26 protein-coding genes are annotated in these 25,762 nt (G+C 66.4%); 12 read left to right on the plus strand and 14 right to left on the minus strand.

All coding sequences use genetic code 11. The features are described from left to right. Positions 1–58: 58 nt before the first annotated feature. From glgC to NFU08_RS00705, 3 genes are all read left to right on the plus strand, one after another. Entirely contained in the window at positions 59–1,465 is a 1,407-nt protein-coding gene (glgC, locus tag NFU08_RS00695; protein WP_174174500.1) for a glucose-1-phosphate adenylyltransferase, read from the plus strand. Positions 1,466–1,535: 70 nt separating this feature from the next. Continuing rightward, entirely contained in the window at positions 1,536–2,987 is a 1,452-nt protein-coding gene (locus NFU08_RS00700; protein WP_251420123.1) for an SDR family NAD(P)-dependent oxidoreductase, read from the plus strand. Positions 2,988–3,002: 15 nt separating this feature from the next. After that, on the plus strand, positions 3,003–3,470 hold the full coding sequence (locus NFU08_RS00705; RefSeq protein ID WP_104187199.1) for a pyridoxamine 5'-phosphate oxidase family protein: 468 nt from the start codon (positions 3,003–3,005) through the stop codon (positions 3,468–3,470). A 111-nt stretch (positions 3,471–3,581) separates the two neighbouring features. Here NFU08_RS00705 and NFU08_RS00710 read toward each other — a convergent pair whose 3' ends face one another. Next, positions 3,582–4,559 carry a magnesium transporter gene (locus NFU08_RS00710; RefSeq protein WP_174174505.1) on the minus strand — a complete coding sequence of 326 codons (978 nt, stop codon included), beginning with the start codon at positions 4,557–4,559 and terminating at the stop codon, positions 3,582–3,584. 368 nt (positions 4,560–4,927) lie between these two features. Here NFU08_RS00710 and NFU08_RS00715 point away from each other — a divergent pair, with 368 nt between their 5' ends. Then, on the plus strand, positions 4,928–5,320 hold the full coding sequence (locus NFU08_RS00715) for a hypothetical protein (protein WP_251420124.1): 393 nt from the start codon (positions 4,928–4,930) through the stop codon (positions 5,318–5,320). Positions 5,321–5,480: 160 nt separating this feature from the next. Here NFU08_RS00715 and NFU08_RS00720 read toward each other — a convergent pair whose 3' ends face one another. From NFU08_RS00720 to NFU08_RS00730, 3 genes are read right to left on the minus strand one after another with little or no spacing between them, the layout of a single operon-like run. After that, positions 5,481–6,332: a transglutaminase family protein gene (locus NFU08_RS00720; RefSeq protein WP_174174509.1), complete on the minus strand. Its 852-nt coding sequence runs from the start codon at positions 6,330–6,332 to the stop codon at positions 5,481–5,483. After that, positions 6,329–7,255, minus strand: coding sequence for an alpha-E domain-containing protein (locus NFU08_RS00725; protein ID WP_066275749.1), 927 nt, complete (start codon positions 7,253–7,255; stop codon positions 6,329–6,331). Before NFU08_RS00725 ends, NFU08_RS00720 begins: the two co-directional genes overlap by 4 nt. A 60-nt stretch (positions 7,256–7,315) precedes the next feature. After that, positions 7,316–8,872, minus strand: coding sequence for a circularly permuted type 2 ATP-grasp protein (locus NFU08_RS00730; RefSeq protein ID WP_174174511.1), 1,557 nt, complete (start codon positions 8,870–8,872; stop codon positions 7,316–7,318). A gap of 113 nt (positions 8,873–8,985) precedes the next feature. Between NFU08_RS00730 and NFU08_RS00735 the strand changes: the two genes are divergently transcribed. Both NFU08_RS00735 and pepN read left to right on the plus strand, forming a co-directional pair. Then, positions 8,986–10,041, plus strand: coding sequence for a YeiH family protein (locus tag NFU08_RS00735; protein ID WP_374724843.1), 1,056 nt, complete (start codon positions 8,986–8,988; stop codon positions 10,039–10,041). Positions 10,042–10,061: 20 nt separating this feature from the next. Further along, positions 10,062–12,728 carry an aminopeptidase N gene (gene pepN / locus NFU08_RS00740; RefSeq protein ID WP_251420125.1) on the plus strand — a complete coding sequence of 889 codons (2,667 nt, stop codon included), beginning with the start codon at positions 10,062–10,064 and terminating at the stop codon, positions 12,726–12,728. A 102-nt stretch (positions 12,729–12,830) separates the two neighbouring features. Here pepN and NFU08_RS00745 read toward each other — a convergent pair whose 3' ends face one another. From NFU08_RS00745 to map, 6 genes are all read right to left on the minus strand, one after another. Further along, positions 12,831–13,922, minus strand: a complete 1,092-nt coding sequence (locus NFU08_RS00745) for a biotin/lipoate A/B protein ligase family protein (RefSeq protein WP_174174516.1) — start codon at positions 13,920–13,922, stop codon at positions 12,831–12,833. A gap of 112 nt (positions 13,923–14,034) precedes the next feature. After that, a complete protein-coding gene (locus NFU08_RS00750; protein WP_066275740.1) occupies positions 14,035–14,292 on the minus strand; it encodes a type B 50S ribosomal protein L31 in 258 nt (85 codons plus the stop codon). A gap of 153 nt (positions 14,293–14,445) precedes the next feature. Beyond that, positions 14,446–15,255: an RNA methyltransferase gene (locus NFU08_RS00755; protein ID WP_251420126.1), complete on the minus strand. Its 810-nt coding sequence runs from the start codon at positions 15,253–15,255 to the stop codon at positions 14,446–14,448. Positions 15,256–15,262: 7 nt separating this feature from the next. Further along, complete coding sequence (locus NFU08_RS00760; RefSeq protein ID WP_174174520.1) at positions 15,263–16,048, minus strand: sulfite exporter TauE/SafE family protein; 786 nt, start codon at positions 16,046–16,048, stop codon at positions 15,263–15,265. Between the two features lie 18 nt (positions 16,049–16,066). Continuing rightward, a complete protein-coding gene (locus NFU08_RS00765) occupies positions 16,067–16,852 on the minus strand; it encodes an ABC transporter ATP-binding protein (RefSeq protein WP_066275729.1) in 786 nt (261 codons plus the stop codon). 91 nt (positions 16,853–16,943) lie between these two features. Then, entirely contained in the window at positions 16,944–17,714 is a 771-nt protein-coding gene (gene map / locus NFU08_RS00770; RefSeq protein ID WP_251420127.1) for a type I methionyl aminopeptidase, read from the minus strand. 102 nt (positions 17,715–17,816) lie between these two features. On the opposite strand from map, the gene serB reads away from it, so the two are divergent. Further along, positions 17,817–18,710: a phosphoserine phosphatase SerB gene (gene serB, locus NFU08_RS00775; protein WP_251420128.1), complete on the plus strand. Its 894-nt coding sequence runs from the start codon at positions 17,817–17,819 to the stop codon at positions 18,708–18,710. Between the two features lie 78 nt (positions 18,711–18,788). On the opposite strand, the gene NFU08_RS00780 is transcribed toward serB, so the two are convergent. Next, entirely contained in the window at positions 18,789–19,541 is a 753-nt protein-coding gene (locus tag NFU08_RS00780; RefSeq protein ID WP_251420129.1) for an SDR family oxidoreductase, read from the minus strand. Positions 19,542–19,668: 127 nt separating this feature from the next. Then, positions 19,669–20,394 (minus strand): beta-ketoacyl-ACP reductase, encoded by a 726-nt coding sequence (locus NFU08_RS00785; protein WP_066275721.1) that lies wholly within the window; start codon positions 20,392–20,394, stop codon positions 19,669–19,671. Between the two features lie 152 nt (positions 20,395–20,546). Here NFU08_RS00785 and NFU08_RS00790 point away from each other — a divergent pair, with 152 nt between their 5' ends. From NFU08_RS00790 to NFU08_RS00805, 4 genes are read left to right on the plus strand one after another with little or no spacing between them, the layout of a single operon-like run. Beyond that, the gene (locus NFU08_RS00790) at positions 20,547–20,981 is read left to right on the plus strand and encodes a DUF3099 domain-containing protein (RefSeq protein WP_174174530.1); all 435 of its coding nucleotides are present in this window, start codon (positions 20,547–20,549) and stop codon (positions 20,979–20,981) included. Beyond that, entirely contained in the window at positions 20,978–21,247 is a 270-nt protein-coding gene (locus NFU08_RS00795) for a hypothetical protein (protein ID WP_174174532.1), read from the plus strand. The genes NFU08_RS00790 and NFU08_RS00795 overlap by 4 nt, the downstream gene beginning before the upstream one ends. After that, a complete protein-coding gene (locus NFU08_RS00800) occupies positions 21,248–22,123 on the plus strand; it encodes an SURF1 family protein (RefSeq protein ID WP_251420130.1) in 876 nt (291 codons plus the stop codon). It begins immediately after the preceding gene. Positions 22,124–22,126: 3 nt separating this feature from the next. Next, positions 22,127–22,603, plus strand: coding sequence for a YbaK/EbsC family protein (locus NFU08_RS00805; protein WP_251420131.1), 477 nt, complete (start codon positions 22,127–22,129; stop codon positions 22,601–22,603). A gap of 18 nt (positions 22,604–22,621) precedes the next feature. Here the strand turns inward: NFU08_RS00805 and NFU08_RS00810 are convergent, their stop codons facing one another. Together NFU08_RS00810 and NFU08_RS00815 are read right to left on the minus strand one after the other, a co-directional pair. Beyond that, positions 22,622–23,098: a GNAT family N-acetyltransferase gene (locus NFU08_RS00810; RefSeq protein ID WP_309296820.1), complete on the minus strand. Its 477-nt coding sequence runs from the start codon at positions 23,096–23,098 to the stop codon at positions 22,622–22,624. A 56-nt stretch (positions 23,099–23,154) separates the two neighbouring features. Continuing rightward, positions 23,155–24,753 carry an ABC-F family ATP-binding cassette domain-containing protein gene (locus tag NFU08_RS00815; RefSeq protein WP_251420132.1) on the minus strand — a complete coding sequence of 533 codons (1,599 nt, stop codon included), beginning with the start codon at positions 24,751–24,753 and terminating at the stop codon, positions 23,155–23,157. Positions 24,754–25,004: 251 nt separating this feature from the next. Between NFU08_RS00815 and NFU08_RS00820 the strand changes: the two genes are divergently transcribed. Further along, on the plus strand, positions 25,005–25,697 hold the full coding sequence (locus NFU08_RS00820) for an LmeA family phospholipid-binding protein (RefSeq protein ID WP_251420133.1): 693 nt from the start codon (positions 25,005–25,007) through the stop codon (positions 25,695–25,697). The last annotated feature ends 65 nt before the right edge of the window (positions 25,698–25,762 follow it).

The raw sequence follows: 25,762 nt of genomic DNA on the forward strand, positions 1-25,762 counted from the left end.
GGGTCCGGGCGTACCGGACTGTCTTGGGGAGTTACGAAGGCGTACAGGAGCGACCATCATGCCGTTGAACAAAAAAGTCCTGGCCATTGTCCTCGCGGGTGGCGAGGGAAACAGACTGATGCCACTGACGGCAGACCGGGCCAAACCTGCTGTACCCTTCGCCGGGAGCTACCGCCTGATCGACTTTGCGCTGTCCAACCTGGTGAATTCCCGCTACCTGCAGATTGTTGTACTGACGCAGTACAAGTCGCACAGCCTTGACCGCCACATCTCGGAGACCTGGCGCATGTCCACCCAGCTGGGCAACTACGTCGCCTCGGTGCCGGCGCAGCAGCGTGTGGGCAAGAGCTGGTTCCTGGGCAGCGCCAACGCCATCTACCAGTCCCTGAACCTCATTCATGACGCCAACCCGGACATCGTGGTGGTGGTCGGAGCCGACCACGTCTACCGCATGGACTTCGCCCAGATGGTGGAGCAGCACGTCAACAGCGGCGCCAAGGCAACGGTCGCCGCCGTCCGGCAGCCGCTGCACATGGCGGACCAGTTCGGCGTGATCGAGGTGGACCAGGACAACCCGCAGAAGATTTCAGCGTTCGTGGAGAAGCCCTCCAGCACTCCGGGCCTCGCCGCCGATCCCTCGCAGTTCCTGGCCTCCATGGGCAACTACGTCTTTGACGCCGACGCTTTGGTGGCCGCGCTCCACGTCGACGCCGAGCGGCTGGACACCAAGCACGACATGGGCGGGGACATCATCCCCTACTTCGTCAACCAGGGCGAGGCCGACGTGTACGACTTCACCCTCAACGACATCCCCGGCTCCACCGAGCGTGACCGCACCTACTGGCGGGATGTGGGCACCATCGACTCCTTCTACGACGCGCACATGGACCTCATTTCCCCGCTGCCGGTGTTCAACCTCTACAACTCCGAGTGGCCCATCTACACGAGGCAGAGCATCTCCCCGCCGGCAAAGTTCGTGCGCGGCCAGAACAACACGGTGGGCACCGCGCTGGATTCGATCGTTTCCAGCGGCGTGGTGATTTCCGGCGGCATCGTGGAGGGCTCTGTCCTGTCCAACGACGTCTACGTGGCCACCAGCAGCCGGGTTATCGACTCCGTCCTGATGGACAAGGTTCAGATCGGCGAGGGCGCCGTTGTTAACCGGGCCATCATCGACAAGAACGTCAAGGTGCCCGCGGGAGCGGCGATCGGACTGGACGCCGACCTGGACCGTGCCCGCGGCTTCAAGGTCACCGAGTCCGGCATCACGGTCCTCGCCAAGGGGCAGACCGTTCCCGAACCCACTGACGACGAGCGGCAGCTTGCCGCGCGGAACCTCCACCTTGTCCCGAATGCGGTCAAGGCGGCCGCAGGCCACCACCCCGACCTGCAGGAATCGGTGGACAGGGTTGCCGAGACGCACGCTGCGGCTGCTGCCGACGCTGCACCGGGCGCCAGGATCTAGCACCTGACCCCAGGGCCGGCCCGCCTCCAAAGGTGCGGCCGGCAGTGTCCCAGGCTGTAAAATCGGTACAATGAGCTCCCCCGATCTGACCCCTGAGGAAATCCAGGCCTGCCTCAAGGTCCTGAACACCATCCACGCCTATGACGAGGAGCACCCGGACTACATCTCGGTGCGGCGCGCCACCGGGAAAATGTTCAAGGCCGTCAAGCGGCACCGGCGCGTGACCAAGCGTGACCTGATTTCCGAGGCAGACCGGGCAGTGCTCGCCCAGACCGCCACCGCCGCTCCCGACCGGATCGACGACGAGACCCGCGGCAACAAGCTGGCCACCTCGGCCACGGGCGCAGTTGCAGGACACCTTATCCGGTCGCGTCCGTGCTACATCTGCAAGCAGCGCTACACGCAGGTGGATGCCTTCTACCACCAGCTGTGCCCGGAGTGTGCCGCGTTCAGCCACAGCAAGCGGGACGCACGGACCGACCTGACCGGGCGCCGCGCCCTGCTGACCGGCGGACGGGCCAAGATCGGCATGTACATCGCCCTTCGGCTGCTGCGCGACGGTGCCCACACCACCATCACCACGCGCTTCCCCAAGGATGCCGCCCGCCGCTTTGCCGCGATGGAGGACAGTGGCGAGTGGCTGCACCGGCTCCGTATCGTGGGCATAGACCTGCGGGATCCTGCCCAGGTCATGGCCCTGACGGACTCTCTTTCCGAGGCCGGGCCGCTGGACATCATCATCAACAATGCCGCCCAGACCGTCCGCCGTTCCGGCAATGCCTACAAGCCGTTGGTGGACGCCGAGGATGAGCCCCTGCCGGCAGCCCTGGAGCAGGCGAACGGCGGCCCGGAACTGGTGACGTTCGGCCACGCGCATGACAAGCACCCCCTGGCGCTGGCCAGCAGCGTCACCGAGCACCCTGTGCTGGCCGGAGACGCGATCACGTCCCTGGCGCTGTCCACCGGTTCCGCATCACTGGAGCGGATCGCGTCCGGGACGGCCATCGACGCCGGCGGCCTGGTTCCGGACCTGGCTACGATCAACAGCTGGACCCAGGTGGTGGACGAGGTTGACCCGCTGGAAATGCTGGAGGTGCAGCTCTGCAACGTCACGGCACCCTTCCTGCTGGTCAGCCGTCTGCGCGCCGCCATGAAGCGCTCCACTGCCCGGCGCAAGTACATCGTGAACGTCTCCGCGATGGAAGGCCAGTTCTCCCGCGCCTACAAGGGCCCCGGCCACCCGCACACCAATATGGCCAAGGCGGCGCTCAACATGATGACGCGCACCAGCGCCCAGGAGATGCTGGACACCGACGGCATCCTGATGACTGCCGTGGACACGGGCTGGATTACCGACGAGCGTCCGCACTTCACCAAGGTCAGGCTCATGGAGGAAGGCTTCCACGCACCCCTGGACCTTGTGGACGGCGCCGCCCGCGTCTACGATCCCATCGTCATGGGCGAGAACGGCGAGGACCAGTACGGTGTGTTCCTCAAGGACTACAAACCCAGCCCCTGGTGAGGGTAAGCTCGCGGCATGAGCGGCGAACCGATATCTGAAGTGCAGAATCTTGAACACCACGAGTGCTGGGCCATGCTCCGGAACGTGTCCGTCGGCAGGCTGGCCGTCCTGGTCTCGGGCCGGCCGGATATCTTCCCCATCAATTACACGGTGGACGGCGGCACCCTGGTGTTCCGCACGAGCGAAGGAACCAAGCTCTCCGGAGCCTCGGAAGACGCTGCGGTGGCCGTGGAAGCCGACGGAGTGGATCCTGACACCGGGCTGGCCTGGAGTGTGGTGGTGAAGGGGACGGCCGCCGTCGTCACCGGCACGGAGCAGGTCCTGGAGACCACTCAGCTCTTCCTCTTCCCGTGGCAGGCGGGCAAGAAGGACGTGTTCGTCCGCATCACCCCGGACACCATCACGGGCCGCCGCTTCAGGGTGACGGAACCCATGACCTGGTGGACCCAGCTCAGCGGCGCCATCAAGACTGCCCAGGAGTAAAACCCCGCACCGCCACGGCCGGAGTGCACACCTGCCGCGGCCTCACCTGCCGGTGGCTGAGCCCTGCCTGGTACTGGCGCGAACTTTGGTGCCGGACGCGGCTGCGGGCAGTCAGCCCACGAGGGCGGAGGCAACAGCAAGGTAGATCGTCACAGTCAGGATGTCCTGTACCACCGTGGCGAGGGGCCCGGAACCGAAGGCCGGGTCCTGGCCCAGCCTGCTGATTACCCAGGGCAGAACCAGGGCGATGACTGTAGCGATTGAAGCGGCAGCCAGCAGCGAGAGAGCGACCGCCAGGGCCACGGCCCAGTCCTGCCAGATCAATCCCACAACGAGCAGTGACACCCCTCCAAGGAGCAGACCCAGAATCACACCAGTGGCGATCTCGCGGCCAATGATTCGCCGCACGCCTACACCAAGCGAAAGGCCTCGAATGACAAGCGCTTCCGTCTGTGTTCCGATCGCGTCGGCGAGATAAACCACGCCGGGGACAAAGAAAGCGATGAGGACGTGCTCAGCCAGATCGGCCTCAAAGTTGCCCACCACCCCGGCCGCGAGCAACGCACCGATGAGCCCAACACCCAGCCATGGAAGTCGATGCCATAGGCGACGCAGCAGCGGCTCCACCGTCGTCAGCTGAGCGGGCGATGCAGAGCGCAGGAATCCGCCTAGCCGCACCATGTCCTCGTCATGCTCAGTCAGCAGCACCTCAAGCATCGCGTTGGCGGGTATGAGACCGCCGAACCGGCCATCGTCAATGACGGCGAGGGTCGGCTCATTGTGGTGGACGGCTTTCCAGGCCGCATGCTCCTGCACGGTTGAGGACGCGACAACCGGAGGGTTGGCGTCCATCAGCAGGCTCATCGGAGTGGCAGGCGGGGCGGCGAACAGCTTCTCGATGGTGACCAGGCCGAGCAGTTGGTCACCATCAAGGACTGCGACCGCTGCGGCACTGTCGTAGTGTTGGCCGCGCATGGCGTCCAGAACGTGGGTGGCCAATTCGTCGCGGCGCGCCGTGGGCACGTGGAATGAAGCATGCTGCGCCGCTGTGCGGAACTGGTCGGACCTGGCAGGATCGAGAATCGTCATCGGACATCCTTCGACAGCTTTAGGCGCGATACCTGCGCCACCTCAGACGAGCCTGGAGCTACGCCTTGCCGCCGCCGCGGGCATCGGACAGTGCTACCATCCCATGCTATCGCCCCACTCATGATCCTGGCGTAAATGAGGCCTGGGACGACCCGGTCGCAGCCCTTCGTCTGCGCAGCCTCGTGCCCAAAGTGACCCCTACGCAGACAACAATCAATGACTTAATGATCCAGGGGAACCGGTGCTTCAGCTGCGCCATCAGGTACGCCGTCGCTCGACCCGGCGGGGAAGGCCATTCTTGGCCGCGGCGGGTGCCTGGGCCGGTTAGGCTGGGACAGCGCGGACGATTTCTGAAATGGGGACCAGATATGAACCGAACCGCTATGGGCACTGCCGCAGTCATTCTCGCCTTCTCCTTGGCATCATGCTCAGGTTCCGAACCCACGCGGCCGCCGGAGGATGGCGGAACTTATGAGTCGATAGACGACTTGCGGGAGGCTGTGGAATCCGCTGGCCTGCTATGCCAGGAACTGGTTCTGGACACCCCTCCTTCCAAATTCTCCGCCACCTCCGCAAGCTGCAGCGAGTTTACCTACCTTGCGATCTACACCGACGACGTTTATCTGGCGGCGCAGCTGGATTTCTGGAGGCCGGTTGGGCAACGCGCGATCAACGTGGGCAAGAACTGGACAGTGGTCAGCGAGGACCCGAAGCTCATCCAAAAGAACCTTGGCGGCTCGGTCCTCCATACAGGGCCCTAAAGACGGTCCTGTGGCAACAGCCCAGACGGGGTGTGTGCGGTAGCGGCCCGGCCGCCGTCACCACGAGGATCATCGGCGGGCGGCCGGGCGGCCCCGTATTGGAAAGTTAGGAACTCCCCCAGAAGCCGTAAGCAAGCGCGCGGCTCCACACGGCTGCCGGTCAGGCGAGCTGGGTGATCTCCACGCTGACGCTCAGCGCGGAACCGCCACCGCCGGACAGGATGCCCTTCAGCGGCGGCACGTCACGGTAGTCCCGCCCCCGGGCCACGGTGACGTGGAAGTCGCCGGCGGGCTTGTGGTTGGTGGGGTCCCAGCTGCGCCAGTCGCCGTCCCAGAACTCCAGCCAGGCATGCGACTGCCCCGCCACTGTCTCGCCGATGCCGGCACTGGACCGCGGGTGCAGGTAGCCGGACACGTAGCGTGCCGGGATACCGCAGCTGCGCAGCGCACCGATCGCCAGGTGTGCCAGGTCCTGGCAGACACCCTGGCGCTGGCCCCATGCCTCCTCCGCGTTGGTGGTCACCGCGGTTGAACCGGACATGTAGGTCATCTCGCCGCGCATCCACTCAAACACGGCCATGGCGGCCTCGTGCGGGTTCTTCCCTGCCACGACTCCGGGAATGATGCCCAGGACTTCGTCCCCCGGGCCGCTGAGCCTGGACTGCGGGAGCCAGTCGCTGAACGTGTTGAGGGTTTCCGGTGAGGCCAGGACGTCCCAGCCGGCAATGTCCGCCTCGGCCGGGATCTTCTCGGCACGGTGGACTTCCACCGTGATGTTGGAAACGACCTCGAGGTGGTCGTGCGGCATCTGCATGTCGAACGCCGTGACCCGGGTGCCCCAATAGTCGCGGTAGGTGCTGACGGCGGCCTGCGACGGCGAAACCTTGACCACCGATTCCAGCACCACCTGCTGGGAATCGGTGAGCGGGGTCATCCGGGCCTCGTTGTAGGACAGGGTGACCCGCTTGTTGTACTTGTAGGCCGTCTTGTGGACGATGCTCAGCCGGGTCATGAAACTTCTCCCACCCAGGCCAGTTCATCCGCCTGATTGAAGTACTTACGGGAAATGGCGTCCGACGCCTGCGCCACGGCTTTCTGCACGCGCTCCATGTGCTCAGGGAGCTCGGACATCAGGTCATCCGTCCGGTGGAACTCAAGGAAGGTCCGCGCCTGGCCTACGATCCGCCGCGCGTCGTTGATGAACCCCACCCGCTGGGCGGAGGGATCCAGCTTGGCCAGGCACTCGTCTGCGTCCCTCAGGGCGTAGACGATGGACCTCGGGAAGAGCCGGTCCAGGAGCAGGAACTCGGCGGCGTGCTGGTCGCCGAAGGCGGCACGGCGGGTGCGCAGGAAGGACTCGTACGCACCGGCGCAGCGGAGCATGTTGACCCAGGACATCCCGGCAGAGAGCACGTCCCGGGTGGAGAGCATGCGGGCGGTCATGTCCGCGCGTTCCAGGGACCGGCCCAGCACCAGGAAGAGCCAGCTTTCGTCATGGCTGACGGTGGTGTCCGCCAGGCCGCTGACCATGGCGGTCCGTTCCAGCGTCCAGTTGCAGAACCGGTAGGTGCCCACCACGTCCTTGCGGTGCTGGCTGAGCCCGTAGTAGGTGGTGTTCAGGCTCTCCCACAGGCCCGAGGAGACAGTTTCCCGGGCGCGCCGGGCGTTCTCCCGCGCGGCCCCCAGGGACCCTGCAATGGAGGTGGCGCTGGTCTTGTCATAGGCAAGGGCGTGGAGAAGCTCGGGCAGGCCGAAGTCCTCGCTCTGCGGGCGTGCGCCCATGACGGCCAGGAGTTCCTGGGCCACGCTCTTGCGCTCGTCCATGGGCAGGTGGTTGAGCCGCTCGAGGTGGACGTCGAGGATGCGGGCTGTGCCGTCCGCCCGTTCCACATAACGCCCGATCCAGAATAGGGACTCGGCAATACGGCTAAGCATTCGCGGCTACCTCCTGCGTGCCCGAAACTGGAAAAGAATACTGCCAGGTCACGGCCCGGCTCACTGCTGCTGCTCCGACTGGCGGTCCCGCCAGTTGCTCTCCACCGGCCATACCGAGACGCGTTCCCGGACGGAGATGGAGGGCCGGGGCACGGTTTCCACCGGCACCTGGGGCGAATCGGCCAGGACCCAGGTGTCCTTCGATCCGCCGCCCTGGCTGGAATTCACGATCAGTGACCCCTCCTTGAGCGCCACGCGCGTCAGCCCGCCCGGGAGCACCCAGACGTTGTCGCCGTCGTTTACTGCGAAGGGCCGCAGGTCCACGTGGCGGGGGCCGAATTTGTCCCCGCTCAGCGTGGGGACCGTGGAGAGTTGCAGCACCGGCTGGGCAATCCAGCCGCGGGGATCGGCGATGATCCGCTGGCGGAGTGCATCGAGTTCGTCCCTGGACGCGTCCGGTCCGATGACCAGGCCCTTGCCGCCGGAGCCGTCCACCGGCTTGACCACCAGCTCGGCCAGGTTGTCCAGGGTGTATTCGCGGGCTTCCTTCTCCTCCAGGCGGTACGTGTCCACGTTGGCGATGATGGGTTCCTCGCTGAGGTAGTAGCGGATGAGGTCAGGGACGTAACTGTAGACCAGTTTGTCGTCCGCGACGCCGTTGCCCACGGCGTTGGCGATGGTCACGCCGCCTGCCCGGGCGGCGTTGACCAGGCCCGGGCAACCGAGCATGGAATCTGAACGGAACTGCAGCGGGTCCAGGAAATCGTCATCGATCCGCTTGTAGATGACGTCCACGCGCTGTTCGCCGGCCGTGGTGCGCATGTAGACACGGTTACCGCGGCAGATGAGGTCGCGGCCTTCCACGAGTTCCACGCCCATGAGGCCCGCGAGGAGGGTGTGCTCGAAGTAGGCGCTGTTGAACACGCCGGGGGTGAGGACCACCACGGTGGGATCGTCGACGCCGGAGGGTGCGGTCTTGCGCAGGGCGGAGAGCAGGCGGCGGGGGTATTCCTCGACCGGCCGGATGAGCTGCTGGCCGAACGCCTCAGGCAGGCCCTTGGCCATGGCCCGGCGGTTCTCCAGGACGTAGCTCACGCCGGAGGGAACGCGGACATTGTCCTCAAGCACGCGGAAGGTCCCGGCAGCGTCGCGGACAACGTCAATGCCGGAGATGTGGACACGGACGCCGCCCGCCGGTTCGAACCCGTGGACCTGCCGGTGGAAGTGCGCGCTGGTGGTGACCAGCTGCCGGGGGATCACGCCATCGGCAACGACGGTCATCTTGTCGTACACATCGTTGAGGAAGGCCTCCAGCGCGCGGACGCGCTGGGCCACGCCGCGTTCCAGCACGTCCCACTCCCCCGCCGGAATGACCCGGGGAACGATGTCCAGCGGGAAGGGGCGCTCCTCCCCCGCAAAGTCGAAGGTCACACCGCGGTCCAGGAAGGTACGCGCCATGGAATCTGCGCGGGCGCTCACGTCAGCAAGGGAGAGCTTGCGGAGGGCGTCCGCCACCTGCCCGTACGAGTCCCGGGCCTGTTGCCCGGGAGCGAACATCTCGTCGTAGGCTCCGGACCGGCCGGCGGCCACGGAGTAATCCTGGAATAGGTCTGACATGTCCAATAGCCAACCATCTTTTTGTTTCGAATTCATTACTGCCGTCCATTCTGGCGTGTTGGCGGGGATGCCCTGGTTCGTGCATTGCGCCTCTTTTCCGGCACAGTAGGTGAGTGCCAGTCCCCAGATCCTTCCGCGAGCCCGGTCCGGACTTGCCCGGACGGCCCGGGAGGCTCCTCCCTGGGCTGGCCACAGCGGCCGTTGCCCTGGCGGCTGCGTTCCTGGTTCACCGGCTGGTTCCCGCGCTTCCCGCAATGACGCTGGCAGTGGTGCTGGGCGTCCTGGCCGCCAACCTTCCCGCGTCCGGGGTATGGACCGCCGGCAGGGCGCGGCCGGGATTGGACTTCGCGGGGAAGCACCTCATGCGCGGCGGCATCGTTCTGCTTGGCCTGAAAGTCAGCATCATGGACGTGCTGGGACTGGGCTGGCTGGCGCTGGTCCTGATCGTCGCCGTGGTGGCGGCCAGCTTTGGCGGCACCTACCTGATCTCCCGGCTGTTCCGGCTGCCGCCGGTCACCTCGCTGCTGGTGGCCACCGGCTTCTCGATCTGCGGTGCCTCCGCCATCGGCGCCATGGCCGCCGTCCGCCGGATCCGGCACGTGGACACGGTCCTGCCGGTGGCGCTCGTAACGCTTTGCGGGACCCTTGCCATCGGCGTCCTGCCCCTGCTGGTCCATCCCCTCCAACTCAGCGCGCCCGTGTTCGGCGCCTGGACGGGTGCCTCAGTGCACGATGTGGGCCAGGTGGTGGCCACGGCGCAAACCGCAGGGACGGCGGCACTGGGCATCGCCGTCGTGGTTAAGCTCACCCGGGTACTCCTGCTGGCGCCGGTGGCGGCACTGGCCGGTGCGCACCACCGGTTCGCGCCGCGGGCAGGGAACGCCGCGGACCGCGACAACGCGAAACTCCCGCCGGTGGTGCCGCTGTTCGTCCTGGGCTTCGTGGCGATGGTGGGCCTCCGCTCAACCGGCTGGCTGGCTGAAGGCTGGCTTGAGGCGGGGGCGGCACTGCAGGACATCCTGCTGGGCGCCGCGCTCTTCGGCCTGGGGTCCGCCGTCAGGATCCGGACGCTCCTGCATACAGGCGGGCGGGCACTGCTGGCGGCACTGGCGTCGTGGTTCCTGATCGCCGTCCTGGGGCTGGCGGCGGCCCTGCTGATCGCCGGATAACCACGTGATTAGATAGCTGGGTGTCACATGAGAATCTGCAGCGCGACGAAGCCGCCCACCGTTCAGCCCTGATCAGCACCACCGGTTACGACGTCTCCCTGGACGTGCGGGAGGCGGCCGATCCGGAAGTGGCGGGCTATCCGACATGCAGCATTATCACCTTCACGGCCTCGCAGCCGGGGGCATCAACATTTCTGGACTTCATCGGCGAGGTCCACAGTGTTGTCCTCAACGGGAAGGAACTGCGCGTGGAGGACGTGGCGGACGGCGCCAGGATCAGGCTGGACAACCTGCAGTCCGAAAACCAGGTGGCCGTCACCGGCACTGCCCTGTACAGCCGCTCCGGCGAAGGCATGCACCGCTTCTTCGATCCGGCAGACGGCCAGTGCTACCTCTACACGCAGTACGAGCCCGCCGACGCCCGCCGGGTCTTCGCCAACTTCGAACAGCCTGACCTCAAGGCCTCCTTCACCTTTCACGTGACCGCACCGGCCGGCTGGCAGGTGGCCTCCAACGGCGGGGAGGCTGCCCGCACCCTCCTCAGCGGCGACCCCTCTGCCGCCCGGTGGGACTTCGCCACCACCGGCCGGATGTCCACCTACATCACCACCGTGCTGGCCGGCCCGTACTTCAGGGCCGAGGACCGCTGGCAGGCAACGCTCGACGACGGCACCTCCCTGGACGTGCCGCTCGCCCTCTACTGCCGGGCGTCGATGGCAGAGTCTTTCGACACAGACCAGCTTTTCCAGCTGACGAAGAACGGCCTGGACTTCTTCAACCGGCTGTTCGACTACCCCTATCCCTGGGGCAAGTACGACCAGGCTTTCGTCCCCGAATACAACCTTGGTGCCATGGAGAACCCCGGTCTGGTGACGTTCACCGAGAGCTACGTGTTCACCTCGCGCGCCACGGACGCCCAGTACCAGGGGCGCGCCAATACCCTGATGCACGAGATGGCGCACATGTGGTTCGGCGACCTGGTCACCATGCAGTGGTGGGACGACTTGTGGCTCAAGGAATCCTTCGCCGACTACATGGGCACCCTGGGCGTGGACCGCGCCACGGACTGGGACACCGCGTGGGTGAACTTCGCCAACAAGCGCAAGGCCTGGGCCTATGTCCAGGACCAGCTGCCCACCACCCACCCGATCGTTGCGGACATCCCGGACCTTGAAGCCGCCAAACAGAACTTCGACGGCATCACCTACGCCAAGGGCGCCTCTGTGCTGAAGCAGCTGGTGGCCTACGTCGGGTTCGAGGCCTTTATCAGCGGCTCCCGCGACTACTTCCGCAAGCACGCGTACGGCAACACGACGCTTGACGACCTGCTGGCCGCATTGAGTGCCTCCTCAGGGCGGGACCTGGCCGGCTGGGCGCAGCAGTGGCTGCAGACCTCGGGCATCTCCACGCTGTCCCTGGAGATTGTGCCGGGAAGGATTGTGCCCGGCGAAGCTGTACCGGGCGCGGACGACGACGGCGTGCTGGGCAGGGCGGCCATCGTCCAGGCAGCCACGGACCCGGTCACAGGACGGGAGGAGCTTCGGCCGCACCGGCTGCGCGTTGGGTCCTATAATTTCGACGGCGGCGGGGCCCTGGTGCGCACCGCCAGTTTCGAAACGGATGTGGCCGGGGCCCGGACGGAACTCCCCCAGCTCGCCGGCAAGCCCCGGCCCGCGCTCCTGCTGGTCAACGATGACGACCTCACCTACGCCAAGGTGCGGCTGGACCCGGCGTCCGAGGCAACTGTCCGTTCGTCCCTGGACCGGATCGGGGACCCCATGGCCCGTGCGCTCTGCTGGACGGCGCTCTGGAACTCGGCCCGGGACGGGGAAAGCCCGGCGGCGCGGTACGTCGAAGCCGTGGTTGCGTTTGGTCCGGCCGAAACAGGAATCGGCGTCCTGCTGAACATCCTCGACAACGCAGGCACCGCCGTCGAACGCTACACGCCGACCGGCGAACGTGCTGCGCTGCGGTCCACGTTCCTGGCAGCGGCAGCGGCGGAACTGGACAGGGCCGCACCCGGCTCCGACCAGCAGCTGGCCTGGGCCCGGACCCTCGCCAGCACCAGCCGGCACGATGATGCCATGCTGCCCCGGCTGCGCGGGCTCCTTGACGGCACGGCACCAGTGGACGGCCTGGCCGTGGATGCAGAGCTGCGCTGGCACCTCTGGCATGCCCTGGCAGCCAACGGCCAAGCGGCAGTGGAGGAACTGGACACCGAACTCGCCCGTGACACCACGGCGTCCGGACGCGCCGGCCATGCCACAGCCCTCGCCGCCCGTCCGGACCCGGAGGCCAAGGCAGCAGCGTGGAAAGCGGCAGTGGACGGGAACGGGCTCTCCAACCAACTGCTCAGCGCCACCATCAGCGGGTTCATGACGGCGCCTGCGGATCTGCTGGAGCCGTTCGTGGAGCCCTATTTCAGGTGCCTGCGCAGCGTATGGGAGGAACGCAGCATCGAGATCGCCAGCCGGATTGTCCGGGGCCTCTACCCGCTGGCCCAGGACCTGGCCGAGGGCACCGACCCGGCAGCGCACCCCACCATCCGGCGCACGGACGAATGGTTGGCCGCCAATGCGGACGCGCCCCGCGCCCTGCAGCGCATCATTGTGGAACAGCGCAGCCACCTGCTGCGGGCACTGACGGCGCAGGCCGCCGTCGTGAATTCACCATCGATTGCTCCCTAAGTGCCGTTTCGAACCCCCAAAACGACAGTAGCTGGGCCCATGCCGGCAGGGTTCCCTGGCCGAACTTGTGAGGTTAGGGGCCGGCAGGGACAATGGATGGGCTCAGGGGACGCGGTGGAGCCACTCGGCGGTGCCGAACTTGGTGCCGACGCGCTCCCGGGCGGTGGCGAGCTCGCCCTCCGTCAGCTCTGATGGCGTGGCGCCGTACCGGTCGGTGAAAACATCCGCCATCGCGGCGATGATGGCTGCGCGGGCCAGTCCGGTCTGGCGCCGGAGCGGGTCCACCCGTTTCTTGGCGCTGCGGGTCCCCTTGTCCGAGAGCTTTTCCTTGCCGATCCGCAGCACGTCCACCATTTTGTCGGCGTCGATGTCGTAACTCATGGTGACGTGGTGCAGCATGCCGCCGTTGGCGAGCCGCTTCTGCGCGGCCCCGCCGATCTTGCCCTGGTCCGTGGCGATGTCGTTCAGGGGCACGTAGAAGGCGTTGATGCCAAGCTTTTCCAGTGCGGCCATGACCCACGCGTCCAGGAAGGGATAGGAGTCCGCGAAGCTGAGTCCGTCCACGAGGGTCTGCGGCAGGTACAGCGAGTACGTGATGCAGTTGCCGGCCTCCATGAACATCGCTCCCCCGCCGCTGATGCGCCGGACAACCTTGATGCCGTGCTTCGCCACGCCGCCGGGGTCCACCTCGTTGCGGTAGGACTGGAAGCTGCCAATCACCGTTGACGGCTCCTGCCAGTCCCAAAACCGCAGGGTGGGGTGGCGGCGTCCCGCGCCGACCTCCTCGGTGAGGACCTCGTCCAGGGCCACGTTGATTTCTGTGGGCAGGACGGTGGGTGCGATGAGGTTCCAGTGGTGGTCCGCCCAGGAGGTTGCCTTGGCCAGGGCACGGCGGACGGCGATGGCGACGGCCTCCGCGGAGAAGCCGAACAGGGCAGCGCCGGCCGGCAGCGAAGAGGACACGACGGCGGCAAGCTCGGCCGCCGTCGTGGTGTCCGGCAGCCCCGTGAGCCCCCGGTTGATGTCCAGGAGGGCCTCGTCCGGTTCCAGGAAGAAGTCGCCGCTGAGGTTGACGTTGGCGAGGCGGCCGTCAACAACGTCCAGGTCCACCACCACAAGCTTGCCGCCGGGCACTTTGTATTCACCGTGGCGGCGGGAGATGGAGTGGCCTGCTGAAGAGGGTGTGGTGCTCATGCCATCCATCCTCCCCCAGAAGTGCCGGATGCCTGTAACAGCGGGCCGGGACGCAGAAAGCCCGCACCGTTTGCCGGTGCGGGCTTTCCCAAAAGAACCTTGCGGAAGTGCGTTACTTCTTGCCGCCGAAGCCCTTGAAGCGAGCGTTGAAGCGCTCGACGCGGCCTGCGGAGTCCATGATGCGCTGCTTGCCCGTGTAGAACGGGTGCGACTCGGAGGAGATTTCGACATCGATGACCGGGTAGGTGTTGCCGTCTTCCCATTCGATGGTCTTCGAGGAGGAAACGGTGGACTTGGTCAGGAACTTCGTGCCGGAAGCCAGGTCGTTGAAAACAACAGCTTCGTACTTCGGGTGGATATCAGACTTCATAATTGGACCTTTGTTCGCACAACTGGATTTTGCCAGCTGCCAGGTATGAATGGGATGGTCAGCAGCGTCGCCCGGGGGCGCACTACAGCCAGCTGTCAATAATAGCGTAAGAACGCGGATGCCCGCGAACCAACCTCCTGGCTGGCTACACCCCTAGTTCCGGGGCCGCAGCTCCCAGAAGGCCACAGCTGATGCGGCTGCGACATTCAGGGAATCCACGCCGTTGCGCATGGGTATTTTCACGGCGATATCGACGGCGGCGAGTGTCCCGGCGCTCATCCCGGCACCCTCGGTGCCGAGCACCAGGGCAAGCTTCCCGGGGTTCCGGGCGGCGACGGCATCCACGTCCTGGGCGTCGTCGGTGAGCTCCAGCGCCGCTACGGTGAAGCCGTGGTCCTTGAGCAGGTGCAGGTCCTCCGGCCAGCTGGTGAGCCGGGCCCACGGCACCTGGAACACCGTGCCCATGCTCACCCGGACGCTCCGCCGGTAGAGTGGGTCCCCGCAGCGGGGAGAGACCAGGACGGCATCGATGTCCAGCGCGGCGGCCGACCGGAAGATGGCGCCCACATTGGTGTGGTCCACGATGTCCTCCAGGACAGCCACCCTGCGTGCCCCGGCCAGCAGTTCCGGCAGCGGCACGGGCGCCGGGCGCTGCATGGCGGCCATGGCGCCCCGGTGGAGGTGGAAGCCGGTAATGTCCTCCAGCAGGTCCGCGCTGCCGATGAAGGCAGGGACCTGGGGATAGGCATCCAGGACGTCCCGGAGGTCCTCGAGCCACTTCTCCGCCAGGAAGAACGAGCGCGGCTGGTGTCCTGCTGCCAGGGCACGCCGCAGCACCCGGGAGGACTCGGCGATGTACATGCCCTCGGCAGGTTCACGCAGCTTGCGCAGGTGCACGTCCGTGAGCTGCGTGTAGTCGGCGACTCTGGGGTCCGCGGCCGATTCAAGATAGTGGATTGTCACCGGGTGATTATTTCAGCAGATTTGCGATCATGAAGCCCAGCGCCACCAGGCCCAGGAGCAGGATCACTGCGCGCAGCACCGTGGGTGAGAGCCGGCGGCCCACCTTGGCCCCGAGAAGTCCGCCGATGCTCGAGCTGACGGCGATTAGCAGCACCACAAGCCAGTTGATCCGGTCGAAGGCGAAGATTACGTAGGAGACGGCGGCCACGAGGTTCACTCCGAGCACCAGGATGTTCTTCATGGCGTTGGCGTTCTGGATGGTGCCGGTGAGGAAGATGCCCAGGATGCCCACCAGCAGGATCCCCTGCGCGGCCACGAAGTAGCCGCCGTAGACACCGGCCAGATAGACGAGCACCACAAGCAGCACCCCGTGCCGCTTGTCGCGCACAGCGTGCTCCGGGTTCTCCTCACGGGACCGGACCCAAGCCTGCAGCCTGGGCTGGAACACCACCATCAGGAGGGCCAGGACGATCAGGACGGGGGCAACGTAGTGGAAGACCTCCTCCGGCAGGTGCAGGAGCAGCCAGGCGCCGGAGATGCCGCCGAGAAGGGAGGCCGGCAGGAGACGCATCAGCTGGCGTCCGCGTCCCTTCAGTTCACGGCGGTAGCCGAAGGCGCCGGCCGCCGTGCCGAACACCAGCCCCATGGCGTTGCTCATGGAGGCCACCACCGGGGCGACCCCCAGGGCGATCAGGACGGGGAATGTCACCAGGGTGCCGGAACCCACCACGGCGTTGATGGTGCCGGCCCAGAGGCCGGCGATGGCCACAAAGATGCTGCTGAGAAGATCCAAGGTGCTGCGCTGCCGCTGTTAGCGGCGGGCGACGGCGGTGTACCGGCCGGCGTTGACGCTCATGTCCAGGTCCAGCCCGAAGGTCTTGCTGAGGTTCTCAGCGGTCAGGACGTCCGTGATGGGGCCTGCGGCGACCACTCCGCCGTCGCGCAGCAGCATGGCGTGGGTGAATCCCGGCGGGACTTCCTCAAGGTGGTGGGTGACCAGGACCATGGCCGGTGCGTCCTCATCCTGCGCCAGCTCTCCCAGCTTGTGGACGAGTTCCTCGCGGCCCCCAAGGTCCAGGCCTGCCGCCGGTTCGTCGAGGAGCAACAGCTCGGGGTCGGTCATCAGGGCGCGGGCAATCTGTACACGCTTGCGCTCACCTTCGGACAGGGTGGCAAAAGTCCTGTTGAGGAGCGGGCCCATTCCCCAGTCGTTGAGCAGGCGGAAAGCCCGCCGCTCGTCGTCGCGCTCGTACCCCTCACGCCAGCGGCCGGTGACCCCGTAGGCGGCGGTGACCACCACGTTGAGGACGTTTTCCTGTTCCGGGATCTGAGTGGCCAGCGCGGCGGAGGACAGGCCGATGCGCGGGCGGAGCTCGAAGACGTCGGTGCGGCCCAGGGTCTCGTCGAGGATGCCGGCCTTGCCGCTGCTGGGGTGCAGGCGCGCGGCCGCGATCTGCAGGAGCGTGGTCTTGCCGGCACCGTTGGGCCCAAGGATTACCCAGCGCTCGCCTTCATTGACTTCCCAGTCGATCTTGTCCAGCAGGGTTTTCTTACCGCGGACAACGCTGACGGAAGCCAATTCCAGAACATCACTCATAGGAGTAGACACTAGGACAAAAAAGAGGCCGACTGATAACCGGGGCAAGGTAACAGCGAAACCCTGGTTGGGCAGCCTCGCCAGGCGCCCGTCAGGCCGGCTGCGTGAGGATCACGGGTCCGGATTCGGTGACAGCGATGGTGTGTTCGGAATGGGCGGTCCGGCGGCCGTTGGAACTGCACAGGGTCCAGCCGTCAGGAGCCGTCATAAGTTTGCTGGTGCCGTCCATGACCCACGGTTCTATTGCCAGGAGCAGGCCGGGGCGGAGCTCGTACCCGCGGCCTGGCCTGCCGGTGTTCGGAATGTGCGGGTCCTGGTGCATGGTGCTTCCAACGCCGTGCCCGCCGAACTGCGTGTTGACCCGGTACTTGGCAGACTCCAGCACCGAGCCGATTGCGTGGGAGATGTCCCCGATGCGCGCCCCGGGCTGTGCCGCACCGATGCCCGCCGCCAACGCCCTCTCGGTTGTTTCGATCATGCGGGTGTCCTCGGGGGCAGCGGAATCCCCAACGACAAAGCTGATGGCGGAGTCCGTGACCCACCCATTGACGCTGGCTGCGAAGTCCAGGGTCAGCAGGTCCCCGTCCTGGAGGACATAGTCATGAGGGAGTCCGTGCAGCACGGCATCGTTGACGGACGTGCAGATGACCTTCCCGAAGGGCCCGCGCCCGAACGAGGGAGCATAGTCGACATAGCAGGAGCGGGCTCCCGCCGCACGGATCATGGCCGCAGCCCAGTCGTTGATCTCCAGGAGATTCGTACCGGGTCCGGTTCGCTCCCTCAGATCCCGCAGCGTATTCGCCACGAAGCGGCCCGAGGGGCGGGCCTGGTCGATCTCCCGAGGCGTGAGCAGTTCAATCAATGATTCCTCCAGGTGTGAGCGATAATATTACCTGCCTGCCAGCGCCCAGCAGCAGTGCAACGAATTCAAGGGACCCCTCCCCCGCTGGCTAAGATGGCAGGCATGACTTCGAACGTGACTGCGGTCAGCTATGGCCTGAATGTGTCTCCAACAGGGCTGCAGCAGCTCCGTTCCATCCTCACCGCACAAGGCGCCGCTGTGCTGTCCGAGGCCTCCTCCGGCGATAGCCGCTACCAGGTCCATGTGGCCGAGCTCCAGCTGCCGGACGCCACCGCGGCCGGGCTGGCCGCCCTGCGCCACGCCGTTGCCGAAGCCTCCATCGCCGGCCTGGACACGGCGCTCGTCCCGGCCGGCATCAGGTCGGCAGAACGCAAGCTGCTGATCATGGACGTGGACTCCACCCTGATCCAGCAGGAGGTCATCGAGCTTCTGGCCGCCTATGCCGGCAAGCGGGAAGAAGTGGCGGCCGTTACCGAGGCCGCCATGCGCGGCGAGCTGGACTTCACCCAGAGCCTCCACGCCCGCGTGGCCGTGCTCGCCGGGCTGCCGGCCGCCGTCGTCCATTCCGTCCGCAACGAGGTGAGGCTGAGCCTGGGAGCCGCCGAACTCGTGGCCGCCTTCAAGGCGGCAGGGCACGTGGTAGCCGTGGTGTCCGGCGGGTTCAACCAGATCCTTGAGCCGATTGCCGGTGAACTGGGCCTGGACTACTGGCAGGCCAACGAACTGGAGATCGTCGACGGCGAGCTGACGGGCAGGGTGCTGGGCGCAGTGGTGGACAGGGCGGCCAAGGAAAAGTACCTGCGTGAGTGGGCAGCCGCCGAGGGCATCGCCCTGGAACACACGGTGGCAGTGGGCGACGGAGCCAACGACCTGGACATGCTCGGGGCGGCCGGCATCGGCGTCGCGTTCAACGCCAAACCTGCCGTGCGGGCCGTGGCGGACGTCGCCGTCAACATGCCGTACCTCGACGCGGTCCGGCACGTCGCCGGCGTCTGAACCCAACAGCAAGACCCGCCCTTTAAATGCCGGATGGCACGTCGCGGCGCGACGTGCCATCCGGCATTTGGCATTGGCCTAGTTCGTGCCCTTACCGAAGTAGTCTGCGCCGCCGGCGTATTCGGTGTGGCCGGACTCGACGTCGGCGGTGACCATGCCGGCCACAACCTCCGCGAACTCCTCCACCGAGTACAGCTTGCCGGCTTCGGCCCGGCGGGCCTCGATGGCGCCCGGCGTGGAACGGTCAAGCAGCGTGGCCGTGACGGTGCCCTCGATCATGTCGCCGGAGACAACCACCAGGGTGATGCCCTTCTCGGCCAGGTTGGGGATGAGTTCGCGCAGGGCGTCCTCGCCGGCGCGCTTGCTGCGCGCCACCGGCTCGTAGGCTTCCATGGTGGGCACCGTGTTGATGAAGTGGGCCTGGTGGCTGGTGACGAAGACCACCCGCGAGCCTTCCTTCATCAGCGGCACGGCAGCGTTGAGCATGTTGATCTGGGCGTCGCGGTTCAGCTTGAGTGCGTAGTCCTCTCCCATCCCCGTTTCCATGCCGCCGGAGGCGTTCAGCACCAGGATGTCCAGGGAACCGAAGTTCTCCATGGCGGCTGAGGCCAGCGCCTGCACGCCTTCCTGGGTGGTGAGGTCCGCGCCGACGGCCACTGCACGTCCGCCGTCGGCTTCGATGCCCTGTACAACCTTGTTGGCGCGCGGTGCCTTCTGGCGGTAGTTCACCACGACGGCGGCGCCCTCGTGGGCAAGGTTCTTGGCTACCTCCGCGCCGATTCCGCGCGAGGATCCGGTCACGATGGCAGTCTTGTTATCCAGCAGTCCCATGCGGGCTCCTTTTGTCTGAAACGTCTAAATTGCTGATGGCCTGCAGTCCATCATGCCAGCGGCCCTGGCCAATTCCCTTGTGTGACCTGCACAAAGAAGCGCCCGGCTGCTAGTTTGCCGGCGCCGGTCAGTGCCCCATGCCCAGGCCGCCATCAACGGGGATGACGGCTCCGGAGATGTAGGCGGCCTCGTCGCTGGAGATCCAGCGGACCACGTTGGCTACCTCGGAGGCCTCGGCAAAACGGCCTGCCGGGATGCTGGACAGGTAGTCCTTCTGGGTGGCTTCGGGAAGTTCGGCAGTCATGTCCGTGTTGATGAAGCCGGGCGCCACAACGTTGGCGGTGATGCCCCGCGAACCGAGTTCTCGGGTCAGGGAGCGTGCGATGCCCACCAGGCCCGCTTTTGAGGCCGAGTAGTTGATCTGTCCGGGCGCACCGTACAGGCCCGATACGGAGGAGATGAGGACAACGCGGCCCTTGCGGAGCCGGATCATGCCCTTCGATGCGCGCTTGATGACCCGGAAGGCTCCAGTGAGGTTGGTGTCGATGACGGACGTGAAGTCGTCTTCGCTCATGCGCAGCAGCAGGGTGTCCTTGGTGATGCCGGCGTTGGCCACCAGGACTTCCACCGGGCCGTGGGCAGCTTCCACTTCCTTGAAGGCCGCGTCCACGGAAGCCTCGTCCGTGACGTCCGCCTTGACGCCGAGGATCCCCTCCGGCAGCTTGGTTTCGCTGCGGTAGGTCACGGCAACCTTGTCGCCGTTGGCCAGGAAGGCCTCGGCGATGGCCAGGCCGATGCCGCGGTTGCCGCCGGTGATCAGGACGCTGCGGGGTGCGGTGGCTGCTTCAGTCATGTAGGGGCTCCGGAATCTGCGGCGCGCGGGGGCCGCTGTAGGTGGGGGTGATTTGGCTGACTTCGATCTTAGCGCCCGCCCCGGCCCGGGTTTGGGCGCCACTGCCGATGGTGAGAGAATTGAGGCAAGCCTTTGGAGCGTGATAAACCACCGTGACCCTTGAAAACCATGCGGGACAATCCGCGCCTGGAGAACCCGGCCGGTTCTCCGGCGATTCGGAAGTCCACAGCATCACGGATGCCGCTGGAGCCCATTCGGAGGACATGCGCCAGCGCATGATCAAGTACGCGTTGGCCATGGGAATCCGTATGGTGTGCCTTGTCCTGATTTTCGTGGTGGACGGCTGGTTCAAGATCATTCCGGTGGCCGGGGCGGTGTTCCTGCCCTGGATCGCCGTGATCATCGCGAACGGGAACGACAAAGCCGAAGGCCACAGCGACCTCCTGCTGGATTCGGCCCCGCTGGCTGAGCTGGAAAGCCCACCGGCGCGGCCCGCCGGGGAGGATCCCGGCAGTGAGCTCCTGCAGGGCGAGCTGGTTATTGACGACGACGAATCCCCGTCCGGGCAGGAAAGGAAGGCCTCGTGAGCATCTTCGACTTCGCCGCCGGCACCGATCCCGCAGCGGCCGAAGCCGGTGCCATCTGTTCCCGCAAGGCGTGCCGGGCGCAGGCTTCCTGGCAGCTCCTCTGGAACAACCCCAAGATCCATTCCCCGGAACGCCGCAAGACCTGGCTTGCTTGCGCGGACCACAGGGAATGGCTCGAGGACTACCTTCAGACACGGGGCCTCTGGAAGGAAACCCTGCCGCTCGATGACTCCCGGGCATCCGGCGGCCCTGGGCAGGACAGCTGAATGTACCGTTTCCTCTTCTCCAGCAAGTGGCTGGGTTATTTGCTGCTGGCTGCCATCTTCGCCTCCGCCTGTGTGTTCCTGGGCCGCTGGCAGATGGACCGGCGCGCCGAGACCCTGGCCGAAATCGACCGGGTGGTGACCAACTACTCGGCCACGCCCATCCCGTTCGCAGACGCCAGGGAACAATTCAACGAGCTGGACCCCGGCATGGAGTGGACGCAGGTGGAGCTGAGGGGCACGTACCTCAGCGACGGCCAGCGCGTGGTCCGGAACCGTCCGCTCAATGGTCAGCCGGGTTACGAAGTGGTGGTCCCGTTCCGTCTCGACTCCGGTGAGACAGTGGTCATCGACCGGGGCTGGCTGCCCATCGGCAACGATAATCCGGGCGCGCCGGACTCGGTGCCGGAACCCCCTGCGGGTGACGTGACCGTCGTCGTGCGTTTGAAGCATCCCGAGCCCGAACTCCAGCGTGGTGCCCCCGAAGGCCAGCTGGCTTCCATCGACCTTGCCGCCTACGCCGGACAGCTCGGGTATCCACTGTTAACCGGGGCGTACGGCCAGCTCGCATCGGAGACGCCGCCTGCAGCGGAGATGCCGTTCCCGTTCCCGAAGCCTTCCACCGAGGAAGGCACACACCTCTCGTACTCGCTGCAGTGGTTCGCGTTCGGCGTGCTGATGTTCGTTGGTTTTGGCTACGCTGCGCGCCAGCAGGCACGCAACGCGGCCATTGACGCCGAGGACGACGACGGGACAGCAGAGGGCGGGCCCCGCCCGGCAGGCGGCGAGCACCGCCGTCGTCCGTTACCTCCCAGGAAGCGGAAGAAGGCGACCTCCGAAGAAGAGGAAGACGCCCTCCTGGATGCTCAGGGGTACTGAAGGATGACGGAGCACGACGACGGACCGGTTGCCATAGTGCGCGCAGCCTTGGTGGCTGCCGGGGTTGGAGACACTGTGCGGACTTTCCCCGCGGGCGTGCCGACGGCCTCCGCGGCTGCTGAGGCGCTCGGCTGCGATCTCGCGGCGATCACGAACAGCCTGATTTTCGACCTCGGCGGAGAGCCCCTGCTGATCCTCGCAAGCGGGGCGGCCCGCGTGGATACCAAACTGGTTGCTGAAAAGTTGGGGGCGGGCAGGATCCGCCGGGCCTCCCCCGACTTCGTCCTGCAGCACACCGGCCAGGCGGTAGGCGGAGTGGCCCCGGTGGGCCACCCGGAAAAAGTCAGGACGCTCCTCGACACGAGCCTTCAGGAGCACCAGCGCCTCTGGGCAGGCGCAGGCGACCACCACTCCATGTTCAGCATCACCTACGAAGAGCTGCTCCGGATCACCGCTGCGGAAGAGATGCCCGTCCGTTAAGCCATCGCTGCCGAGCCACTACCGGGCCGGGAATTCCAGCAACATGACAACCCGCGGCCAGGCAGCCAGGCCATGCGCAGCCTCTGACTGCACAATCTGACGCATGCCGGGCGGCCACTCGGACTCCGGAACCGTCCGAAAACCGAGGCGGGCATAGTATGGAGCGTTCCATGGGACGTGTGCGAACGTGGTCAAGGTCATCCCCCTAAGCCCACGCGCCGCTGCCCAGGAAGCAGCCGTGTCGATGAGTTGACGGCCAAGTCCCTTCCTCGAGTGGCGAGGGTGGACGCTCACCTGCCCGATGTGGGCAAACGACTCGACCACGTCGACCAAGAGGTAAGCCACCGGCTCGTCACCTGCATCGCTCGCGACCCAGGCCCGCCCTACCCGCTGATAGGCAGCGAGGGCTTCGAGTGCCGGCGCTGGGTCATCAGCGACCGCATCCATTCCAAGCATCCGGAATGCTTCCCCGGCTGCCACTTCGACGTCGCGCATCGTCGGAAGGTCGCTTGCGCGTGCTGCCCTGATCACCCCAGCCTTCCTCTCCCGGTCTAAGCCAGCGTGATGAGGTCCAGGTAGTCTTCGTTCCAGTGGTCCTCGACGCCGTCCGGCAGCAGGACTACGCGCTCGGGGTTGAGGGCCTCCACTGCGCCCTCGTCGTGGCTGACCAGGACGACGGCGCCGGTGTAGTTCCTGAGGGCGCCCAGGATTTCCGCGCGGCTGGCAGGGTCCAGGTTGTTGGTGGGCTCGTCGAGGAGGAGGACGTTGGCGCTTGAAGCCACGATGGTGGCAAGGGCCAGGCGGGTCTTCTCGCCGCCGGAGAGCACGCCGGCGGGCTTGTCGACGTCGTCGCCGGAGAACAGGAACGAACCTAGGATGCCGCGGACCTCGGCGTCCTTCATGTCCGGGGCGGCGGAGCGCATGTTTTCCAGGACGGTCCGGTCCACGTCGAGGGTTTCGTGCTCCTGGGCGTAGTAGCCCACCTTCAGGCCGTGCCCGGCAATAACGTCACCGGTGTCGGGCTGGTCCACACCCGCGAGCATCCGCAGGAGGGTGGTCTTTCCGGCACCGTTGAGGCCCAGGATGACCACCTTCGAGCCGCGGTCGATGGCCAGGTCCACGTCCGTGAAGATCTCCAGCGAACCGTAGGACTTGCTGAGCCCCTCGGCGGTGAGCGGGGTCCTGCCGCAGGGCGAGGGGTCCGGGAAGCGCAGGGCTGCCACGCGGTCGTTTTCCCGGACGGCCTCGAGTCCGCTCAGAAGACGCTCGGCGCGCTTGGCCATGTTCTGGGCGGCAACCGCCTTGGTGGCCTTGGCGCGCATCTTGTTGGCCTGGTCGAAAAGGACCTGGGCCTTCTTCTCGGCGTTGGCGCGCTCCCGCTTGCGGGCGCGCTCATCCGTTTCGCGCTGCGTGAGGTAGCGCTTCCAGTCCATGTTGTAGAAGTCGATCTGCGCGCGGTTGGCGTCCAGCAGGAACACCTTGTTCACGGTGGCTTCCAGCAGTTCGGTGTCGTGGCTGATCACGATCAGGCCGCCCTGGTGGTTCTTGAGGAAGTCACGCAGCCAGGCGATGGAATCGGCGTCCAGGTGGTTGGTGGGCTCATCGAGGAGCATGGTCTCGGCGTCCGAATACAGGATGCGCGCCAGCTCCACGCGGCGCCGCTGGCCACCGGAGAGGGTCTTCAGCGGCTGGTTCAGCAGGCGGTCCGGCAGGGCGAGGTTGGAACAGATTGCCGCCGCCTCAGCCTCGGCGGCGTAGCCGCCGGCTGCCAGGAACTCGGATTCAAGCCGGTCGTAACGGTTCATTGCCTTGCGCTGGACCGCCGCGTCCTCGCTGGCCATTTCCTCGTGCGCCACGCGCAGTTTTCCGACGGCAATGTCCAGGCCGCGGACGGACAGGATCCGGTCCCGTGCGAGCTGCTCCATGTCCGGCGTCCGGGGATCCTGCGGCAGGTAGCCGATCTCGCCGGTACGGGTCACTTTCCCCGCGGCGGGAAGTCCTTCGCCGGCGAGGACCCTGGTGAGGGTGGTCTTCCCGGCGCCGTTACGGCCCACCAGGCCGATCTTGTCTCCCTTGTCGATGCGGAAGCTCACCTGGTCCATCAGGAGCCGGGCGCCGGCACGCAGTTCAAGATCCTGGACAGTAATCACAGCAGGTAAGGCCTTTCACAACAGGGAACGCCGCAGCCCTCGCACGATGTTGGGAGGGAGCCGGGGCAGAGTGGCCGGAGAACGGCCCATCCAAGTCTACCGTCCGGCGCCGTCCATGCAGAACGTACTGTCTGCAGCCGCCTCAACCGCCGGCGGTTGGCACGGGACTGTGGCGGACTTCACGTGTCCTGGGGGTGGGTTCGAGGACGACGGGCTTTCCCGGCCCGGGGGTGAGCCAGCAGACTGTCCTGATGGAGTGGACACGTGCAAAGGACTGGCTGATCGGTGCTGGCGGGATGGTCATCGTCCTGGGGCTTACGGCTGCGATCGCGTGGTGGGTGGTGAGCAGTCCGGCCGGCGGGGATGAGGCAGCGCCTGGGCCATCCCCCACGGCGGGCGCCGGACCCACTGCGGGCGCTGCGCCGCCCGCGGGCCTGGGCGGGGACAAGGTGTGGCTCGCCGATCTGGCCCTGGACGCCGGAACAGTGGCGATCGCGGGCTCGTTGCTTCACGACGTCAAAGCCGTAGGGCAGGGCGTGGTCACGGGGCCGGGCGGGATGGTTGCTGAACGCCTCGCGGTGGACGCGACCGTTCCGTTCGACGTCGTTGCCGGGGAACTCGGTGATGGGACGGTGGTCCGCGCCGCCGATGGCGGCCAGGTTCTGGTGGTCCGCACCGTTGAGGCTTTGGGCCGCGAGCTGGACGTTAATGCCACGGGCACAGTGAGGGTCGACGCCGGCAGGCTGGTTGTTGAGCCGCGCTCGATAGACTTTGGCGGGCCGGGATTCCTCTCCGACGCCGTCGGTGCCGCCGTGAGAAGCCTCGTGACCATTGAGCACAGCATTGAGGGCCTGCCCGAGGGCCTCGTCCTTCAGGACGTCGCGGTCCAGGACGACGGCTTCCGTGCGAGTCTCTCCGGCGAGGACGTCAAGCTCGTTCCATAACGTCGCCTGCCCTGGCCGGGAACACTCCACAGCTCCCCAAAGAGGGACGTGGGTGTTGCGGAACC

It is taken from the genome of Pseudarthrobacter sp. NCCP-2145, from assembly GCF_023708005.1.
In the GTDB taxonomy this organism is placed as follows: Bacteria; Actinomycetota; Actinomycetes; order Actinomycetales; family Micrococcaceae; genus Arthrobacter; species Arthrobacter oxydans.

Bases quoted from the DNA above. Each gene is read 5' to 3' on its own strand.
- NFU08_RS00750 (WP_066275740.1), bottom strand. From the start codon at position 14,292: ATGAAGTCTGATATCCACCCGAAGTACGAAGCTGTTGTTTTCAACGAC.
- NFU08_RS00810 (WP_309296820.1), bottom strand. From the start codon at position 23,098: ATGCGCGACGTCGAAGTGGCAGCCGGGGAAGCATTCCGGATGCTTGGA.
- NFU08_RS00730 (WP_174174511.1), bottom strand. From the start codon at position 8,872: ATGTCAGACCTATTCCAGGATTACTCCGTGGCCGCCGGCCGGTCCGGA.
- NFU08_RS00780 (WP_251420129.1), bottom strand. From the start codon at position 19,541: ATGGGACTGCTGGATAACAAGACTGCCATCGTGACCGGATCCTCGCGC.
- NFU08_RS00820 (WP_251420133.1), top strand. From the start codon at position 25,005: ATGGAGTGGACACGTGCAAAGGACTGGCTGATCGGTGCTGGCGGGATG.
- NFU08_RS00705 (WP_104187199.1), top strand. From the start codon at position 3,003: ATGAGCGGCGAACCGATATCTGAAGTGCAGAATCTTGAACACCACGAG.
- NFU08_RS00700 (WP_251420123.1), top strand. From the start codon at position 1,536: ATGAGCTCCCCCGATCTGACCCCTGAGGAAATCCAGGCCTGCCTCAAG.
- NFU08_RS00800 (WP_251420130.1), top strand. From the start codon at position 21,248: ATGTACCGTTTCCTCTTCTCCAGCAAGTGGCTGGGTTATTTGCTGCTG.
- serB (WP_251420128.1), top strand. From the start codon at position 17,817: ATGACTTCGAACGTGACTGCGGTCAGCTATGGCCTGAATGTGTCTCCA.
- NFU08_RS00785 (WP_066275721.1), bottom strand. From the start codon at position 20,394: ATGACTGAAGCAGCCACCGCACCCCGCAGCGTCCTGATCACCGGCGGC.
- NFU08_RS00715 (WP_251420124.1), top strand. From the start codon at position 4,928: ATGAACCGAACCGCTATGGGCACTGCCGCAGTCATTCTCGCCTTCTCC.
- glgC (WP_174174500.1), top strand. From the start codon at position 59: ATGCCGTTGAACAAAAAAGTCCTGGCCATTGTCCTCGCGGGTGGCGAG.
- NFU08_RS00745 (WP_174174516.1), bottom strand. From the start codon at position 13,922: ATGAGCACCACACCCTCTTCAGCAGGCCACTCCATCTCCCGCCGCCAC.
- NFU08_RS00725 (WP_066275749.1), bottom strand. From the start codon at position 7,255: ATGCTTAGCCGTATTGCCGAGTCCCTATTCTGGATCGGGCGTTATGTG.
- NFU08_RS00805 (WP_251420131.1), top strand. From the start codon at position 22,127: ATGACGGAGCACGACGACGGACCGGTTGCCATAGTGCGCGCAGCCTTG.
- NFU08_RS00710 (WP_174174505.1), bottom strand. From the start codon at position 4,559: ATGACGATTCTCGATCCTGCCAGGTCCGACCAGTTCCGCACAGCGGCG.
- NFU08_RS00765 (WP_066275729.1), bottom strand. From the start codon at position 16,852: ATGAGTGATGTTCTGGAATTGGCTTCCGTCAGCGTTGTCCGCGGTAAG.
- NFU08_RS00720 (WP_174174509.1), bottom strand. From the start codon at position 6,332: ATGACCCGGCTGAGCATCGTCCACAAGACGGCCTACAAGTACAACAAG.